This window comes from Pseudomonas sp. R19M, from assembly GCF_050312585.1.
GTDB classification, from domain to species: domain Bacteria; phylum Pseudomonadota; class Gammaproteobacteria; order Pseudomonadales; family Pseudomonadaceae; genus Aquipseudomonas; species Aquipseudomonas palleroniana.
The window spans coordinates 91,537-108,744 of sequence record NZ_JBNPJV010000062.1 but is presented as its reverse complement, the minus strand read 5'-3'; the positions used below and the strand labels follow the sequence as shown (position 1 = coordinate 108,744).

15 protein-coding genes are annotated in these 17,208 nt (G+C 62.3%); 8 read left to right on the top strand and 7 right to left on the bottom strand.

The genetic code is table 11. From position 1 onward, the window contains the following. Positions 1 to 40 precede the first annotated feature (40 nt). From ACQRBT_RS12970 to ACQRBT_RS12955, 4 genes are all read right to left on the bottom strand, one after another. A complete protein-coding gene (locus tag ACQRBT_RS12970) occupies positions 41 to 508 on the bottom strand; it encodes a VUT family protein (RefSeq protein ID WP_090368762.1) in 468 nt (155 codons plus the stop codon). 71 nt (positions 509 to 579) lie between these two features. After that, positions 580 to 786: a DUF1289 domain-containing protein gene (locus ACQRBT_RS12965; protein WP_412046754.1), complete on the bottom strand. Its 207-nt coding sequence runs from the start codon at positions 784 to 786 to the stop codon at positions 580 to 582. Further along, complete coding sequence (locus tag ACQRBT_RS12960; protein WP_412046753.1) at positions 783 to 1,307, bottom strand: gamma carbonic anhydrase family protein; 525 nt, start codon at positions 1,305 to 1,307, stop codon at positions 783 to 785. Before ACQRBT_RS12960 ends, ACQRBT_RS12965 begins: the two co-directional genes overlap by 4 nt. Before the next feature lie 36 nt (positions 1,308 to 1,343). Further along, positions 1,344 to 1,946: a CoA pyrophosphatase gene (locus tag ACQRBT_RS12955; protein WP_060754282.1), complete on the bottom strand. Its 603-nt coding sequence runs from the start codon at positions 1,944 to 1,946 to the stop codon at positions 1,344 to 1,346. Positions 1,947 to 2,092: 146 nt separating this feature from the next. On the opposite strand from ACQRBT_RS12955, the gene ACQRBT_RS12950 reads away from it, so the two are divergent. The 7 genes from ACQRBT_RS12950 (at position 2,093) to nagE (ending at position 10,606) form a co-directional block, all read left to right on the top strand. Then, positions 2,093 to 2,641 carry an NUDIX hydrolase gene (locus ACQRBT_RS12950; RefSeq protein WP_060754283.1) on the top strand — a complete coding sequence of 183 codons (549 nt, stop codon included), beginning with the start codon at positions 2,093 to 2,095 and terminating at the stop codon, positions 2,639 to 2,641. Positions 2,642 to 2,679: 38 nt separating this feature from the next. After that, positions 2,680 to 3,183 (top strand): L,D-transpeptidase family protein, encoded by a 504-nt coding sequence (locus ACQRBT_RS12945; protein WP_060754284.1) that lies wholly within the window; start codon positions 2,680 to 2,682, stop codon positions 3,181 to 3,183. A gap of 263 nt (positions 3,184 to 3,446) precedes the next feature. Beyond that, positions 3,447 to 4,205 carry a GntR family transcriptional regulator gene (locus ACQRBT_RS12940; protein WP_060754285.1) on the top strand — a complete coding sequence of 253 codons (759 nt, stop codon included), beginning with the start codon at positions 3,447 to 3,449 and terminating at the stop codon, positions 4,203 to 4,205. A gap of 10 nt (positions 4,206 to 4,215) precedes the next feature. Then, positions 4,216 to 5,322 carry an N-acetylglucosamine-6-phosphate deacetylase gene (gene nagA, locus ACQRBT_RS12935; protein WP_412046752.1) on the top strand — a complete coding sequence of 369 codons (1,107 nt, stop codon included), beginning with the start codon at positions 4,216 to 4,218 and terminating at the stop codon, positions 5,320 to 5,322. After that, entirely contained in the window at positions 5,303 to 6,325 is a 1,023-nt protein-coding gene (locus ACQRBT_RS12930; protein WP_104994728.1) for an SIS domain-containing protein, read from the top strand. Before nagA ends, ACQRBT_RS12930 begins: the two co-directional genes overlap by 20 nt. A 36-nt stretch (positions 6,326 to 6,361) precedes the next feature. Then, on the top strand, positions 6,362 to 8,872 hold the full coding sequence (ptsP, locus tag ACQRBT_RS12925; protein WP_412046751.1) for a phosphoenolpyruvate--protein phosphotransferase: 2,511 nt from the start codon (positions 6,362 to 6,364) through the stop codon (positions 8,870 to 8,872). Positions 8,873 to 8,899: 27 nt separating this feature from the next. Continuing rightward, positions 8,900 to 10,606 (top strand): N-acetylglucosamine-specific PTS transporter subunit IIBC, encoded by a 1,707-nt coding sequence (gene nagE / locus ACQRBT_RS12920; protein ID WP_104994730.1) that lies wholly within the window; start codon positions 8,900 to 8,902, stop codon positions 10,604 to 10,606. A gap of 60 nt (positions 10,607 to 10,666) precedes the next feature. Here nagE and ACQRBT_RS12915 read toward each other — a convergent pair whose 3' ends face one another. From ACQRBT_RS12915 to purL, 3 genes are all read right to left on the bottom strand, one after another. Further along, positions 10,667 to 10,951, bottom strand: coding sequence for a hypothetical protein (locus ACQRBT_RS12915; RefSeq protein ID WP_060754290.1), 285 nt, complete (start codon positions 10,949 to 10,951; stop codon positions 10,667 to 10,669). A 223-nt stretch (positions 10,952 to 11,174) separates the two neighbouring features. Further along, a complete protein-coding gene (locus ACQRBT_RS12910) occupies positions 11,175 to 11,486 on the bottom strand; it encodes an NGG1p interacting factor NIF3 (RefSeq protein ID WP_244700454.1) in 312 nt (103 codons plus the stop codon). A 4-nt stretch (positions 11,487 to 11,490) separates the two neighbouring features. Then, complete coding sequence (gene purL / locus ACQRBT_RS12905) at positions 11,491 to 15,387, bottom strand: phosphoribosylformylglycinamidine synthase (RefSeq protein WP_412046750.1); 3,897 nt, start codon at positions 15,385 to 15,387, stop codon at positions 11,491 to 11,493. A 287-nt stretch (positions 15,388 to 15,674) separates the two neighbouring features. Between purL and mltF the strand changes: the two genes are divergently transcribed. Further along, positions 15,675 to 17,135 carry a membrane-bound lytic murein transglycosylase MltF gene (gene mltF / locus ACQRBT_RS12900; RefSeq protein ID WP_060754293.1) on the top strand — a complete coding sequence of 487 codons (1,461 nt, stop codon included), beginning with the start codon at positions 15,675 to 15,677 and terminating at the stop codon, positions 17,133 to 17,135. The last annotated feature ends 73 nt before the right edge of the window (positions 17,136 to 17,208 follow it).

The window sequence follows — 17,208 nt, the reverse complement described above, 5'->3', positions numbered from 1 at the left end:
GAGAAAGGCCGGCATTTTACATGAACTGTAAAAATTGGCCTCAGTTGGCGACGGCACGCTTGCGCAGGCGCCACGCCATGACCAGCCACACCACCGTGACCCCGGCAAATTTCGACACCAATGCCGTCCCCACCACTGCCGGTGTGAGCGCACCAATCAGGCCGAAGAAAATAAAGGTATCGAGCGGAATGCTCAGCGCCGAACTTATCCACAGGCGATCGTGGAGTGGGCGCTTGGTGATGGTGAACACTAGCCAGTCAATACACTCGGACACCGCGAACGCCGTGGCACTGGCCAGGGCAATCGCCGGGTCGGACGTCACATATGACAGCACCAGCGCCGCCAGCATGGCGACGATCGCGCCATGGCCAAAGCGCGTCTGCACCATGTCGCGCAGGATAAACACCAGGCCACCCCAGGCGGACCAGATGACATCCAGGTGCGGGGCGGTGGAAAAGGCGAAGTTGATCAGCACGACACTGCTGATGTAGGCGATCAGGAAAAGCATGGGAAGTCAGCCTATGAACAAGGCGCACAGGGTACTTCACAGTACCCCTCGTGGCGAGCGGGCTACAAATGCTACTTGCCGGGCATCATCCACACCAACCCACTCGCTTTCGCCCGCTCATGGCACAGCCCGAGCACCACCCGCCGCTCGGCATTGTCCATGCGGCTCCAGCGGGTGATTTCATCCACGGTGCGCTGGCAGCCGGTGCAAATGTCATCATCATCCAACGCACAAATGCTCACGCACGGTGAGGCGACGGGGCGTTCAACGGGGTTCATTCTTCTTGCTCGACCAGGTCACGCGCATAGCGTTGCGCGTTATGCACATAGTGCGCGGCACTGGCTTCGAGCATGCGTTTCTGCGCTTCGGTCAGCTCACGCACCACTTTGCCCGGCGAGCCCATCACCAGCGAGCCGTCAGGAATTTCCTTGCCTTCGCCGATCAGCGAGTTGGCCCCGATGATGCAATGCTTGCCGATTTTGGCGCCATTGAGGATCACCGCGTTGATGCCGATCAGGCTGTAGTCGTCGACGGTGCAGCCATGCAGCATAGCGTTGTGGCCGATGGTCACGCCGGTGCCCAGGGTCAGCGGGTAGCCCATGTCGGTGTGCATCACACTGCCGTCCTGCACATTGCTGTTCTTGCCGATCAGGATCAGTTCGTTGTCGCCACGCAATACCGCGTTGAACCACACGTTCGCGCCCTCCTCCAGCTTGACCTTGCCCACCAGCGTGGCATTGGGCGCCACCCAGCTGTGGGGATGTGTCTCGACGCGGGCTTCGCCCAGGCGGTATTTCATGGTGTGTCCTCACGGCGTTGCCACTCAAGCGGTGGCTCAGGTGTTGATGAAACTCTTGGGGGGTTGGTGCAGGCTGATCTGGGCGTCGTCGTACAGCAGGTTGATCAGTTCGACAATCATGATCGCCGTCAGGCCCCAGATCTTGTATTCGCCAAACCGGTAACTGGGCACGTACCAACTGCGTCCCTGGTAATCGATTCGGTGGGTGTGTTCGCGCGGGTCCTGGCGGAAAAACTCCAGGGGCACGCTGAAGACTGCGGCGATCTCGGCATCGTTGGCCAGGTATTCGACGTAATCCGGGATCACCCCGACGTAGGGCGTGACCCGAATGCCATGCAGGGAAATCAATGGACTCAACGGCCCGATCACCTCCACCAGACCAGGTGGCAGGCCGATTTCTTCTTCGGCTTCGCGCAACGCGGTAAAGATCAGGTCGGGGTCTTCCGGATCGCGGCGCCCACCGGGAAAAGCCACTTCACCGCCGTGGGTCGACAGGCCGCTGGCGCGCAAGGTCAGGATCAGCTCCGGTTCGTCACTGCGGGTAATCGGCACCAGCACGGCGGCCTCGGGGAAACGCCCGTCAGTCTCAAGCGTGTGGGGAGTGTGATTGCTTACCCGGCGAAGTAGCTCGTCCAGCATGAGTCATCTCGGTCTGTTGGCTACCTTGCATCATGCACCAAAGCGGGCAGGCACCCAACCCCAAAACCCGGTGCATGTCGCGAAACGACAACTTGCAGGGCTCTGCCCGCCAAGCCAAGATAGGCCCACTCTCCAGGAACCCCAGCATGAACTTCTGCAGCCAGTGCGGTAAACCGGTCACCCAGCGCATTCCCGAAGGCGACAGCCGCCTGCGCTATGTATGCGACCACTGCTCGACCATTCACTACCAGAACCCTAATATCGTCGCCGGCACGGTGCCGGTGTGGGGCGACAAAGTGCTGCTGTGCCGCCGCGCCATCGAGCCGCGCCTGGGCTACTGGACGCTGCCCGCAGGCTTCATGGAGAACGGCGAGACCGTGGAGCAGGCGGCCATGCGTGAAACCCTCGAGGAGGCCTGCGCTCGCGTACGCAACCTGTGCATCTATACCCTGATCGATGTGCCGCACATCAGCCAGGTGCATATCTTCTACCGCGCCGAACTGCTCGACCTGGATTTTGCCGCAGGCCCCGAAAGCCTTGAAGTGAAGCTGTTCGATGAAGCCGAGATCCCTTGGTCAGAGCTGGCTTTCCGCACGGTCGGGCGTACCTTAGAATGCTTCTTCGCTGACCGCCGCCAACACGTATTCCCGGTGCGCAGCGAGTCGGTGCCGCCCATGAAGCCACCGGCCAAATAACACTCAAGGCGGCATCGTCCACAATGGAAACCGTTTCAATGCGTTGGTTGCTCGCTGTTATCTGCCTGTCATTCGCTACGTTGTCTTCGGCCTCCACGGTGGAAATCATCGGCGGCAAGCCGGTCGAAAAAATCCTGGTGCTCAAGTCTGCCCGTCAGTTGCAGTTGATCAACGACGGCAAGCCTCTCAAGACCTACCGCATTTCCCTGGGCCGCAACCCCAAGGGCGCCAAGCTGATCGAGGGCGACCGCCGCACGCCGGAGGGCCTCTACTGGATCGACTGGCGCAAGACCAGCGACAAGTTCAACCTGTCGATGCACATTTCCTACCCCAACATCAGCGACGCCGCCCGCGCCCGCCGTGAAGGGGTGAAACCGGGCAGCATGATCATGATCCATGGCACTCCCGACAGCGAGGACTACCCGGAGCAGTTGTTCCACACGCTGGACTGGACCGACGGTTGTATCGGCATGCGCAACGTAGACATGCGCGAAGTCTGGAACCTGGTCAAAGATGGCACCCTGATCGAGATTCGTCCGTAATCTCGCACCGTTCGTAAAATAATTCGAAAAAAATCCTGCCCCCCTACAGCGCCTGCCGGTGAATACCAGTTCACCGCGCCGCGCTGCGCCGTTCTGCACGTGGCAAAGACCTCTCTAATACCACTTCATACAAAGCCCCATTACATGGCCTTAAAACCGTGGTTTGCACTGTTTTTGACGCATTGACATGGTATTTAAGTGGTATTAATTTCCGGCCGATACCGGGCGACAACACTCCAATAACCGCATCGGACACCTGACAGATGAATGCCATCCAGACCCTGCGCCCCGACGACAAACAATCCACGCCGCTGTACCTGCAACTGGCGCGTAACCTGGAAGCGGCGATCCATGCCGGCCAGTGGAAATCCGAGCAGGCGTTGCCATCGGAACGCGTCCTCAGCGAGCAATTGGGCCTCTCACGGGTCACCGCCCGCAAAGCGCTGGAGGTGCTGCTGGCCCAGGGCCTGATCCGCCGTAGCCAGGGCTCCGGCACCTTTATTACCCCGCGCCTGGAGCAGCCGCTGTCACGCCTGTCGGGCTTCAGCGAAATGTTAAGGCTCAAGGGCTTTGTGCCCAGCTCCCAATGGCTGGAACGCGAAATCACCCCGCCGACCCACGAAGAGCTGATCCGCCTGGGCCTGTCGCCCACCGACAAAGTGGCGCGCCTCAAGCGTTTGCGCAAAGCCGATGACACCGTAATGGCAATTGAAATGACCGCGATGCCCGCCTCGGTGCTGCCGCAACCGCAGGCCATCGGCAATTCGCTGTACGAATACCTCGAAGGCATCGGCAAACCCATCGTGCGTGCTCTGCAACATATCCAGGCGATCAACGCATCGGACGAGTTCGCCAGGCTGGTGGGCATTGCCCCCGGCACCGCCATGCTGCTGATGACTCGGGTCGGCTACACCGCCGATAACACGCCGATTGAAATCACCGACACCTACTGCCGCAACGACTACTACGACTTCGTAGCCGAGCTGCGCAGGTATGACTTTGCCGCCGAGTTGCGGCCTTAGAGAACTGCCCATGTCCGAAGACAATATCCTCACGCCCGGCGGCTGGATTCGCGGCCGCCTGGTGCACGCACACGGCAAGGTGATCGCCGTCGAAGGCACGCCGTGCGACCCGGCGCAAAACGATTTGCCGTACCTGCTACCAGGCTTTATCGACCTGCACGTACACGGCGGTGGCGGCGCGGACATCATGGAAGGCAGCTATGCCTTCGAGACCATCACCCGCACCCACGTGCGATTTGGGACGACATCCCTGCTGGCCACCACCATGACTGCGCCGGTAGACGAAATCTCCCGCGTGCTTGGCCAGCTCGGCACGTTCTGTGAGCAGCGCCCGACAGGCGCCGCCCGAGTGCTGGGCGTACATCTGGAAGGCCCCTACATCAATCCAGGAAAACTCGGCGCCCAACCCAATTTCGCCCACACCGCGCTGATGGCCGAAGTGGAAGGCTACCTGCGCCTGGCGCCGATCCGCGTGATCACCATCGCCCCGGAAATCGCCGGGCATGACGCGCTGATCCGCGCACTCAGCGAGCGCGGCGTACGCATGCAGATCGGCCACACCCTGGGCAGCTACGAAGAAGGCGTCGCCGCCCTCGCCGCCGGGGCCACCAGCTTCACCCATTTGTACAACGCCATGAGCCCGCTGCATCACCGCGAGCCGGGCATCGTCGGCGCGGCGCTGGCCCACGCCAAGTACGCCGAATTGATCCCGGACCTGCTGCATGTCCACCCCGGCGCCATGCACGTGGCCCTGCGCGCGATCCCCTGCCTGTACTGCGTCACCGACTCCACCGCCGCCGCCGGCATGCCCGATGGCGAATACAAGCTGGGCAGCCACACCGTGACCAAATGCCTGGGCGGTGTGCGCCTGCCCGACGGAACCCTCGCCGGCAGCACCCTGACCATGGATCAGGCACTGCGCAACCTGGTGAAAATCGGCCTGCCGATCAGCGAAGCCTCACAACGCCTGTCGCAGTTTCCCGCGGACTACCTGGGCCTGGAAGAACGCGGTCGCCTGCAACCCGGCAGTTTTGCCGACTGCGTGCGCCTGGACCGCTCCCTGCATCTGACCGACGTAATGGTCGAAGGAGAAACCATTGACTTCAAAAATGCTTGAAGAGGCCCTGGCCTCATGTGACGCCGTCGCGGCGCAACTGCAGCGCCTGGATCCGCTGCTGGAAGAAATCGCCGGCCGCCTGCGCCGCCAGCCGCCGCAAGTGGCGATGACTATCGCCCGCGGCAGCTCGGACCACGCCGCCAGTTACTTTGCCTACCTGGCCATGCAGCACGTGGGTATCCCGGTGGCGTCGTTGCCGATGTCGGTGGTGACCTTGTTGCAGGCGCCATTGAAGGTCAGCGGCCAGGTGGCGTTCGGTTTTTCCCAGTCGGGGCAAAGCCCGGACCTGGTCAACAGCCTGCGCCTGTTGCGCAAACGCGGCGCCCTGAGCATCTCGCTGGTCAACGCCGAGGGCTCGCCACTGGAGGCCGCCTGCGAATTCCACGTGCCGCTGTGCGCGGGGCCGGAACAAAGCGTTGCCGCGACTAAAAGCTTTATCGCCACCTTGAGCGCCAGCGCGCTGCTGATCGGCCACTGGAACCAGGAAGAGGCTTTGCTGCAAGCCTGCCGCGCCTTGCCGGACGAGCTGCGTACCGCCGCCCAGCAGGATTGGAGCCTGGCGATAGACGCCCTGCGCGACTGCCGGCAACTGATGGTGATCGGCCGTGGTGCCGGGTTTGCCATCGCCCAGGAAGCCGCGCTCAAGCTCAAGGAAACCTCGGCGATCCAGGCCGAAGCCTTCAGCAGCGCCGAAGTGCGCCACGGGCCGATGGCGTTGATCGACAAGAACTACCCCTTGCTGGTGTTTGCCCCCCGCGGCGCCGAACAGGCCGGCCTGCTGAGCCTGGCCGCCGATATGCGCCAGCGCGGCGCCCGCGTGTTGCTGGCCGCGCCGGATGATATCGGCGAACGCGACCTGACCCTGAGTCGCGCCGAACACCCGAGCCTGGACCCGATCCTGGCGATCCAGAGCTTTTACGTGATGGCCGCCGGCCTGGCGGTGGCGCGGGGCATGGACCCGGACCAACCGCGTCACCTGAGCAAAGTTACCCGCACCCACTGAGTGGTGTGCACCGTTTTCCTGATGAGTACCGTGTCCATGTCCAACAACAATAATGCATTGACCCTCAGCGCCCCCTTAAGCGGACCGGTGCTGAGCCTGGGCAACGTTCCCGACGAAGTGTTCGCCAGCCACGCCATGGGCGATGGGATTGCCATCGACCCGCTGAATGATCGCCTGCACGCGCCGTGTGACGGGGTGATCATCCACGTGGCCCGCACCGGGCATGCACTGACGATCCGTGCCGAGAACGGCGCCGAAATCTTGATGCATGTGGGCATCGACACGGTAGAACTCAATGGCGAAGGCTTTGCGCTGTTGGTTGAAAACGGCGCACGGGTGAAACTGGGCCAGGCGCTGGTGCAGTTTGATCTGGACCGCATCGCGCGCCAGTGCAAAAGCCTGGTCAGCCTGATCATTCTGACCAATGGCGAGCGTTTTGAACTACGCGCGCTCGCAGGGCAAACCGTTGCGGTCGGCCAGCCGTTGCTGCAGATCACCGCGCGCTCGACGTCAGCGCTTGAAACGGCTGTGGATAACTGCGCCTTGGAGGCCAGCGCCAGCGTACGCATTACCCACCGTGGCGGTTTGCATGCCCGCCCTGCTGCGTTGATCCGCAAGACCGCGCAGGGCTTCAGCAGCACCGCCCATCTGCGCTTCGGCGAGAAATACGCCGCGTGTGACAGCCTGATCGGCTTGTTGGGGCTGGGCATCGGCGAAGGCGATGAGGTGCAGGTGACCTGTCGTGGCAAGGACGCCGAGGCGGCTGTGCAAGCGTTGGTCGCCGCCCTGTCCGTCAGCATTAAAGAGGAGCACCACGCGCCAGCCGTCGCCGCGCCGCGTCGGGCCAACACCGAAGCCGGCGTACTGCAAGGCGTGTGCGCCGCGCCGGGGCTGGTCTGCGGGCCGTTGTTCCGCCTGGCCGGCATCGAACTGCCGCACGATAGCGGCAATCACATCGTCGATGAACAACTGCGCCGGCTGGACACTGCGCTGGAGCAGGTACGCGGTGAAATCCGCAGTACGCTGGACCACGCCCGCCAGCGCAAGAGCATCGAAGAAGAAGACATCTTCGCCGCCCACCTCGCCCTGCTCGAAGACCCGGCCCTGCTGGAAGCCGCCACTGCCGCCATCGAACAGGGCAGCGCCGCCACCCACGCCTGGCGCGACGCAATCCAGGCGCAATGTGCCGTACTGCTGGCCCTGGGCAAGCCGCTGTTTGCCGAGCGCGCCAACGACCTGCGCGATTTGCAGCAACGTGTGCTGCGTGCGCTGCTGGGCGAAGCCTGGCATTTCGAACTGCCCGCCGGCGCGATTGTCAGCGCCCATGAGCTGACGCCATCCGACCTGCTGCAACTGACTGCGCAGAACGCCGCCGGCATTTGCATGGCTGAAGGCGGCGCCACCTCCCACGTCGCCATTCTGGCCCGTGGCAAGGGGCTGCCGTGTGTGGTCGCGCTGGGCAGTGAAGTCCTCGACGTGCCGCAAGGCCAACGCGTCGTGCTCGACGCCGCCAACGGCCGCCTGGAACTGGCGCCCAGCGAAGCGCGCCACGCCGAAGTGCACCAGATTCGCGACGCACAAAAACGCCGCCGCCAGCAACAACAGGCACAGGCCCGGGAACCGGCATGCACCACCGATGGCGTACGCATTGAAATTGCCGCCAATGTCGCCTCCAGCGCCGATGCCCAGGTGGCGTTTGACAACGGCGCCGACGGCGTCGGCCTGCTGCGCACCGAATTCCTCTTCGTCGACCGCCGTACCGCGCCGGATGAGCAGGAACAACGCCAAGCCTATCAAGCCGTACTGGACGCGATGGGCGATAAGTCCGTGATTATCCGCACCATCGATGTGGGCGGCGACAAGCAGCTCGACTATTTACCGCTGCCTGTGGAAGCCAACCCGGTGTTGGGCCTGCGCGGCATCCGCATGGCGCAGGCGCGCCCCGAATTGCTCGACCAGCAATTGCGCGCCCTGCTGCAAGTCAACCCGTTGGGGCGCTGCCGCATCCTGTTGCCGATGGTCAGCGAAGTCGACGAACTGCTGCAAATTCGCCAGCGCCTCGATGAGTTATGCACAACGTTGGAACTGACCACGCGCCCGGAACTGGGGGTGATGATCGAAGTGCCGGCCGCTGCGCTGATGGCCGAACAACTGGCCGAGCACGCGGACTTCCTGTCCATCGGCACCAACGACCTGTCCCAATACACCCTGGCCATGGACCGCGACCACGCCGGCCTCGCCGCCCGGGTCGATGCCTTGCACCCGGCCCTGCTGCGATTGATCGCCCAGACCTGTGCCGGCGCGGCCCGGCATGGGCGTTGGGTGGGCGTATGTGGCGCCCTCGCTTCCGACCCGCTGGCCACGCCAGTATTGGTCGGCCTGGGGGTCAGCGAGCTGTCGGTGAGCCCGCTGCAGATCGGCGAAATCAAGGACCGCGTCCGGCACCTGGACGCAGCGCAATGCCGGCAACTGAGCCAGGGCCTGCTTGACCTGAGCAGCGCCAGGGCGGTTCGCCAAGCCTGTCAACACCACTGGCCGCTGAGCTGACAACAACAAGAAAAAAGGAGACACGCCATGTACCAACACTTTATCGAAGGTCTGCAACGCCTGGGCCGTGCCCTGATGCTGCCGATTGCGATCTTGCCGATCGCCGGCCTCTTGCTGCGCCTGGGCGACACCGATCTTTTGAATATCGCGGTGATGCACGACGCCGGTCAGGCGATCTTCGCCAACCTGGCGCTGATCTTCGCCATCGGCATCGCGGTAGGCTTTGCCCGTGACAACAACGGCACCGCGGGCCTGGCCGGCGCGATTGGTTACCTGGTGATGATCTCCACCCTCAAGGTGATGGACACCAGCATCAACATGGGCATGCTCGCCGGGATCGCCAGCGGCTTGATGGCCGGCGGGCTGTACAACCGCTTCAAGGACATCAAGCTGCCGGAGTACCTCGCGTTCTTCGGTGGACGACGGTTCGTACCGATTGTGACCGGGTTCAGTGCGGTCGGCCTGGGCGTGATCTTTGGCTTGATCTGGCCGCCCATCCAGCATGGCATCAACAGTTTTGGCGTGCTGCTGATGGAAAGCGGTAGCCTCGGCGCGTTTGTGTTCGGCGTGTTCAACCGCCTGCTGATCGTCACCGGCCTGCACCACATCCTCAACAATATGGCGTGGTTTGTGTTCGGCAGCTTTACCGACCCGGCCACCGGTGCGGTCGTGACCGGCGACCTTACCCGCTATTTCGCCGGCGACCCCAAAGGTGGCCAGTTCATGACCGGCATGTTCCCGGTGATGCTGTTCGGCCTGCCTGCCGCCTGCCTGGCGATGTACCGCAATGCACTGCCGGAGCGCCGTAAAGTCATGGGCGGGATTTTCCTGTCGATGGCACTGACCTCGTTCTTGACCGGGGTGACCGAGCCGATTGAATTCGCGTTCATGTTCCTGGCGCCGTTCCTGTACCTGATCCATGCGGTGCTGACCGGCCTGTCGATGGCGGTCACCAATCTGCTGAATATCCACCTCGGGTTTACCTTCTCCGGTGGGTTTATCGACATGGTACTGGGCTGGGGCAAGTCCACCAACGGCTGGTTGGTGTTCCCGGTGGGCCTGGCCTACGCGCTGATCTATTACAGCGTGTTCAATTACTGCATTCGTCGGTTCAACCTGAAGACGCCAGGGCGTGAAGATATCCAGGTGGCGCAGGCAGAGGTCATGAGCGACAACCAACGTGCTACGGCTTACATCCAGGCCTTGGGCGGTGCAGAGAACCTGCTGAGCGTCGGCGCCTGCACCACGCGCCTGCGGTTGGACATGGTGGATCGCAACAAGGCGGTGGATGCGCAACTCAAAGCGCTGGGCGCAATGGCTGTCGTGCGGCCGGGCAACGGTGGGAGTTTGCAGGTGGTGGTCGGGCCGATGGCCGACAGCATCGCCGATGAGATTCGCCTGGCCATGCCGTCGTTTGTGCCCAATACGCCGGTGAGCGTTGTGCCTGTGGATAAGCCGATGACGGTGAATGTGCAGGAAGCCGAGAAATGGTTGAATGCGCTGGGTGGTCGGGCCAATGTGCGGCAGTTGGAAACGGTGGCGATGACGCGGTTGCGGGTGGAGTTGGGGGATGATTCAGTGTTATCGGAAACGGACCTGACTGCGCTGGGTTGCCAAGGCGTGAGCCAACTCGATAGCGGTATCTGGCACTTGCTGATTGGTGACAAAGCTTCAGGATTGGGTGAGGCACTGGAACGCTTGGTCAGTGGCCGTGTAGTCAACGCAAGAGCTTAGCTTCTCAGGCGACAGCTGATCATTCCCACCCACACGGGTAGGAATGATCAGTGGTCGTGGCTACGTTACTGTCACCACCCATGGCGCCGAATGATGTGTATCACCTCGCGTCGAAGCCACGAAATTGTAAGTCATTGCCTTCAGGTTAGAGACTTCGAGAGAAAAATCACCATTCACAGGTTCCTTGGAAATCACTAGAACGGGCCCGCCAACGCCATCAGTGATCTTGATGTATTGATTGGCCACCGTTGACTCTCCGACAATTCTGAGCGTTCTAGCAGGCGTCGTGCCGGGGTTCGGGATGGCTGTTCCCCCATCGGCGACTCTGATGATAGAAACTGACATGTCACTTCTCCTTTCCATTAGATGAAAAGCTAGTAAACATGACTGGAACTCCTACCGTAACTGTCAAAGTTAACAGGTGCGCGAGGTATTCCGACAAGTGGAAAAAGGTGTGAACCGTCGATGTCAAAAGCCAGATTAAGCACCGGCGATGGGATTTCACCGTCAACAAAAAACCCGCTGACCAAACTGGCCCAGCGGGTTTCTTGTTTATGCAGCGTGCGAATCAAAAATCCGCTAACTGCCACACCTCATACGCCGGCGTTTCGTACGGATGGCTGAGTTTGAGCGCAGCCACGACAGCCACGATCAACTCATCCGCCACCACCAGCTCAACCTTCCACTCTTCAACCACTTCAACCTGGCCCACCTGCCCGATAAACGGCTGACTGCCGTCCAACGCGCGGAATTGGCCCTGGCCCGGCACTTGCCAGGCGCAGCTGTCGTAGTTGCCGATGCGGCCGCCACCTGCGGCGAAGACGGCGCTTTTTACCGTCTCCACGTGGCTGGCGGGCACAAAGAAGGCGAGCTTGTACACAGCCTTAGTTCACCCACACGCGAGCGTTGCGGAACATGCGCATCCAGGCGCCGTCTTCGTTCCACTCTTCCGGACGCCACGAGTTCTGCACGGCGCGGAACACACGCTCCGGGTGCGGCATCATGATGGTGACGCGACCGTCGCGGCTGGTGAGGCCGGTGATCCCGCGCGGCGAGCCGTTCGGGTTGGCCGGGTAGGCCTCGGTGACCTTACCGTGGTTGTCGACGAAACGCATGGCCACGCAACCGGACAGGTCGGCTTCAAGCAAGGCTTCTTCGCTGACGAACTCGGCATGGCCTTCACCGTGAGCGATGGCGATCGGCATACGCGAACCGGCCATGCCTTGCAGGAAGATCGAGTTGGATTCCTGCACCTGCACCATGGCGACACGGGCTTCGAACTGCTCGGAACGGTTGCGCACGAAGTGCGGCCAGAACTCGCTGCCCGGGATCAGCTCGTGAAGGTTGGACATCATCTGGCAACCGTTGCACACACCCAGGGTGAAGCTGTCGTTGCGTTCGAAGAAGCCCTGGAACGCATCGCGGGCACGGCTGTTGAACAAGGCCGACTTGGCCCAGCCTTCACCGGCACCCAACACGTCGCCGTAGGAGAAACCGCCGCAGGCGACCAGGCCCTTGAACTCATTGAGGTCAACGCGACCGGCGAGGATGTCGCTCATGTGCACGTCGATCGCATTGAAGCCGGCACGGTCGAACGCAGCCGCCATTTCCACCTGGCCGTTGACGCCTTGCTCACGCAGTACGGCAACTTGTGGGCGGATGCCTTTCTTGATGTAAGGCGCGGCGATGTCCTGGTTGACGTCGAAGCTGAGCTTGGTGCTCAGGCCCGGGTTGTCTTCTTCCAGGATCACGTCGAATTCCTGCTGGGCGCAGTCGGCGTTATCACGCAGGCGCTGGATCTGGTAGCTGGTCTCGGCCCACTGGCGCTGCAGCAAGCGGCGCTGACCCGAGAACACCGTATCGCCATCGAAGGAGATATTGATTTCGCCGTTGTTGACCGGCTGGCCAATCACCGCCACGCAGTCGTCCAGGCCGGCGGCGCTGAACTGTGCGAGGACATCCGGGGTAGCGTCCTGGCGAACCTGGATCACCGCGCCCAATTCTTCGTTGAACAGGATGCCGTTGATTTCAGCCGCCGCCTCGGCAACGCTGTCGAGCACGATGTTCAGGCCGCAGTGGCCGGCGAAGGCCATCTCGACAACGCTGGTCAGCAGGCCACCGTCGGAACGGTCGTGGTAAGCCAGCAAGTGGCCGTCGGCGTTGAGGCCCTGGATCACGGCGAAGAAGGCTTTCAGGTCTTCAGCGTCATCGACGTCCGGGGCCTGCTTGCCGAGTTTGCCATGGGTTTGTGCCAGGATGGAGGCACCCATGCGGTTCTGGCCACGGCCCAGGTCGATCAGGATCAGATCGGTGGTGCCCTTGTCCATGCGCAGTTGCGGGGTCAGGGTCTGGCGGATGTCGGTCACGGGTGCGAAACCGGTGACAATCAGCGACAACGGCGAGGTGACGCTCTTGTCCGTACCGTTCTCGTTCCAGCGGGTGGCCATGGACATGGAGTCCTTGCCCACCGGGATGGTGATGCCCAGCTCAGGGCACAGTTCCATGCCGACCGCTTTAACCGTGTCGTACAGACGTGCATCTTCACCCGGGTGACCGGCAGCGGACATCCAGTTGGCCGACAATTTGATGTCGGACAGCTTGCCGATGCGCGACGCGGCAAGGTTGGTCAGGGTTTCGCCAATGGCCATGCGCCCCGACGCCGGAGCGTCCAGCAGGGCCAGCGGGGTACGCTCGCCCATGGCCATGGCTTCACCGGTGTAGACGTCGAAGCTGGTGGCAGTGACGGCAACGTCGGCCACCGGAACTTGCCAAGGGCCGACCATCTGGTCACGCGCAACCAGGCCGGTGATGGTGCGGTCGCCGATGGTGATCAGGAAGCTTTTGCTTGCCACGGACGGATGGTGCAGCACGCGTTCGATGCTGTCGGCCAGGTCCAGGGGGCTTGGGTCGAAATCGTCGCCCAGCTCGGTTTCACGCACGGCCGAACGGTGCATGCGCGGGGCCTTGCCCAGCAGCACTTCCAGCGGCATGTCCACCGGGCTGTTGCCGAAGTGGCTATCAGTCACGGTCAACTGCGGTTCGGCAGTGGCTTCACCGACCACGGCAAACGGGCAACGCTCGCGTTCGCAGATGGCCTGGAAGCGCGCGAAGTCTTCGGCGCCAACGGCCAGCACGTAACGTTCCTGGGATTCGTTGCTCCAGATTTCGTGCGGGGCCATGCCCGGCTCGTCGTTTGGAATATTGCGCAATTCGAAACGGCCACCCCGGTCGCCGTCGTTGACCAGTTCCGGGAAGGCGTTGGACAGACCACCCGCGCCGACGTCGTGGATGAAGCTGATCGGGTTCTTGTCGCCCAACTGCCAGCAACGGTCGATGACTTCCTGGCAACGGCGCTCCATCTCCGGGTTTTCGCGCTGTACGGAAGCGAAGTCCAGGTCCGCCGAGCTGGTGCCGGTGGCCATGGAGGAAGCGGCGCCGCCGCCCAGGCCGATCAGCATCGCCGGGCCACCGAGCACGATCAGCTTGGAGCCGACCAGGATCTCGCCTTTCTTGACGTGTTCTTCACGGATGTTGCCCATGCCGCCGGCCAACATGATCGGCTTGTGGTAACCGCGCACTTCATCGCCACGCGGGGTGGTGATGGATTGTTCGAAGGTACGGAAATAGCCGGTCAGCGCCGGACGCCCGAACTCGTTGTTGAACGCCGCGCCGCCCAGCGGGCCTTCGATCATGATGTCCAGTGCGTTGACGATGCGCTCAGGCTTGCCGTACGGCACTTCCCACGGCTGTTCGAAGCCCGGGATCTGCAGGTTCGACACGGTGAAACCGGTGAGGCCCGCCTTTGGCTTGGCGCCACGGCCGGTGGCGCCTTCGTCGCGGATCTCGCCGCCGGAACCGGTGGCTGCGCCCGGGAACGGGGCAATCGCGGTCGGGTGGTTGTGGGTTTCAACCTTCATCAGGATGTGCACCGGCTCCTGCACCGCGCCGTACTGGCGGGTTTCAGGGTCCGGGAAGAACCGGCCGGCGACGGAGCCGACGATCACCGAGGCGTTGTCCTTGTAAGCCGACAGAACGCCTTCGCTGTGCATCACGTAGGTGTTCTTGATCATGCCGAACAGGCTTTTTTCCTGGCTTTCGCCGTCGATGTCCCAACTGGCGTTGAAGATCTTGTGACGGCAGTGCTCGGAGTTGGCCTGGGCAAACATCATCAGTTCGATGTCGTGCGGGTTGCGCTTCAAGCCGTTGAAGGCGTTGACCAGGTAGTCGATCTCGTCTTCGGCCAGGGCCAGGCCCAGTTCGGTGTTGGCCTTCTCGAGGGCGGCACGGCCACCGCCGAGCACGTCGATCGCGGTCAGCGGCTTGGGTTCGGCATGGCTGAACAGGCCGGCAGCCTGTTCCAGCTGGCTGACGATGATCTGGGTCATGCGGTCGTGCAGGCTGCTGGCGATCAGCTCGGCTTCGGCCTCGCTGAACTGGCCGGCGACGTAGAAAGCGATACCGCGTTCCAGGCGCTGGATGTTCGAAAGGCCGCAGTTGCGGGCGATATCGCTGGCCTTGCTCGACCAGGGCGAGATGGTGCCGAACCGTGGCAGAACCAGGAACAAGCGGCCGGTCGGCTCTTGAACGGGAACGCTGGGGCCGTACTTCAGAAGGCGTGCGAGCACTTGCTGTTCGTCGGCGGTCAAGACGCCGGTAACGTCGGCGAAGTGAGCAAATTCAGCATACAGGCCTGTAACAGCTGGAACCTTCTGGCTCAGTTGCTCAAGGAGTTTGCTGTGGCGAAAGGCAGAAAGGGCAGGAGCGCCGCGCAGGATCAACATCTTCGGGACAGCCTCGGGAAGGGGGTGTGCTTTGAGGCCGTGCATTCTAGCGTAAACCGCCGCCAACGGCACCCGAAACGCTACGGCCGGCCGCTGCCGAACGTCAGTTGGCAGGTAATGCACGCTCCCGGGGCGTTTTGCCGGGCCGCGCATGCAGTTATTTTAACCGTCATAAATCTTTGCCAACCCGCGTTTCTGCGGGCTGCAGCCCGGTTTTACGGGCGCTAGCAGACAAGTCCCCTGCTGTCGAGATATGGCGCCGAGGGCCGTTTGCGTATACTGCGCCAATGTTCTCCCCAACTGCTTTGCGCCAGCGATGCGCCAAATGGCTCTTCGTCACCGGACTCTTCCTGCTGCTCAGCGCCTGTGTTGATAAACCCAGCACGCTCGAGCGAATCAAGGAGGATGGTGTGTTGCGGGTGGTTACCCGAAACAGTCCGGCGACTTATTTCCAGGATCGCAACGGTGAAACCGGTTTCGAGTACGAACTGGTCAAGCGCTTTGCCGACGAACTGGGGGTGAAGCTGGAAATCGAGACCGCCGACAATCTCGACGACCTGTTCGGCCAGCTGGGCAAACCCAAAGGCCCGGTGCTCGCCGCCGCCGGCCTGGTCAGCAGTGAACAGCGCCAGCGACAGGTGCGGTTCTCCCATCCTTATCTCGAAGTGACCCCGCAGATCATCTACCGCAACGGCCAGTCGCGCCCGACCAACGCGGCGGACCTGGTCGGCAAGAAGATCATGGTGCTCAAGGGCAGCACCCACGCCGAACAACTGGCGGCGCTTAAAAAGCAAAATCCTGCAATCGAATACGAAGAATCCGACGCCGTTGAAGTGGTCGACCTGCTGCGCATGGTGGACGAGGGTCAGATCGACCTGACCCTCGTGGACTCCAACGAAGTGGCGATGAACCAGGTGTATTTCCCCAATGTGCGCGTGGCGTTTGACCTGGGCAACGCCAGCAACCAGAGCTGGGCCGTGGCGGCGGGTGATGACAACAGCCTGCTCAACGAGATCAACAGCTACCTGGACAAGGTCGAGAAGAACGGCACCCTGCAGCGCCTGAAAGACCGCTACTACGGGCATGTCGATGTGCTCGGCTATGTCGGCGCCTACACCTTCGCGCAGCATCTGCAGCAGCGCCTGCCCAAGTACGAAAAACACTTTCGCACCTACGCCAAGGAAGAAAAAGTCGATTGGCGCCTGTTGGCGGCCATCGGCTATCAGGAATCCCTGTGGCAACCGGCCGTCACCTCCAAGACCGGCGTGCGCGGCCTGATGATGCTGACCCAGAACACCGCCCAGGCCATGGGCGTGTCCAACCGGCTGGACGCCAAGCAAAGCATCATGGGCGGTGCCAAGTACCTGGCGAGAATCAAGGATGAATTGGACGACAGCATCGCCGAGCCCGATCGCACCTGGTTCGCCCTCGCCGCCTACAACGTCGGCACCGGCCACCTGGAAGATGCGCGCACCCTGGCCAAGCGCGACGGCCTGAACCCGAACAAGTGGCTGGATGTGAAAAAGATGCTGCCGCGCCTCTCGCAGAAGCAGTGGTACAGCAAGACCCGCTACGGCTATGCCCGCGGCGGTGAGCCCGTGCATTTTGTGGCGAACATCCGCCGTTACTACGACATCCTGACCTGGGTAACCCAGCCGCAGCTGGAGGGCAACCAGGTGGTCGAGGGCAACCTGCACGTGCCGGGTATCGACAAGACCAAGCCGCCGGAAGACACCCCGCAGTTATAAGAATGTTGCAACTGCCATGTGGGAGGGGGCTTGCTCCCGATGGCGGTGAATCAGCTTTGAATAGGCTGGCTGA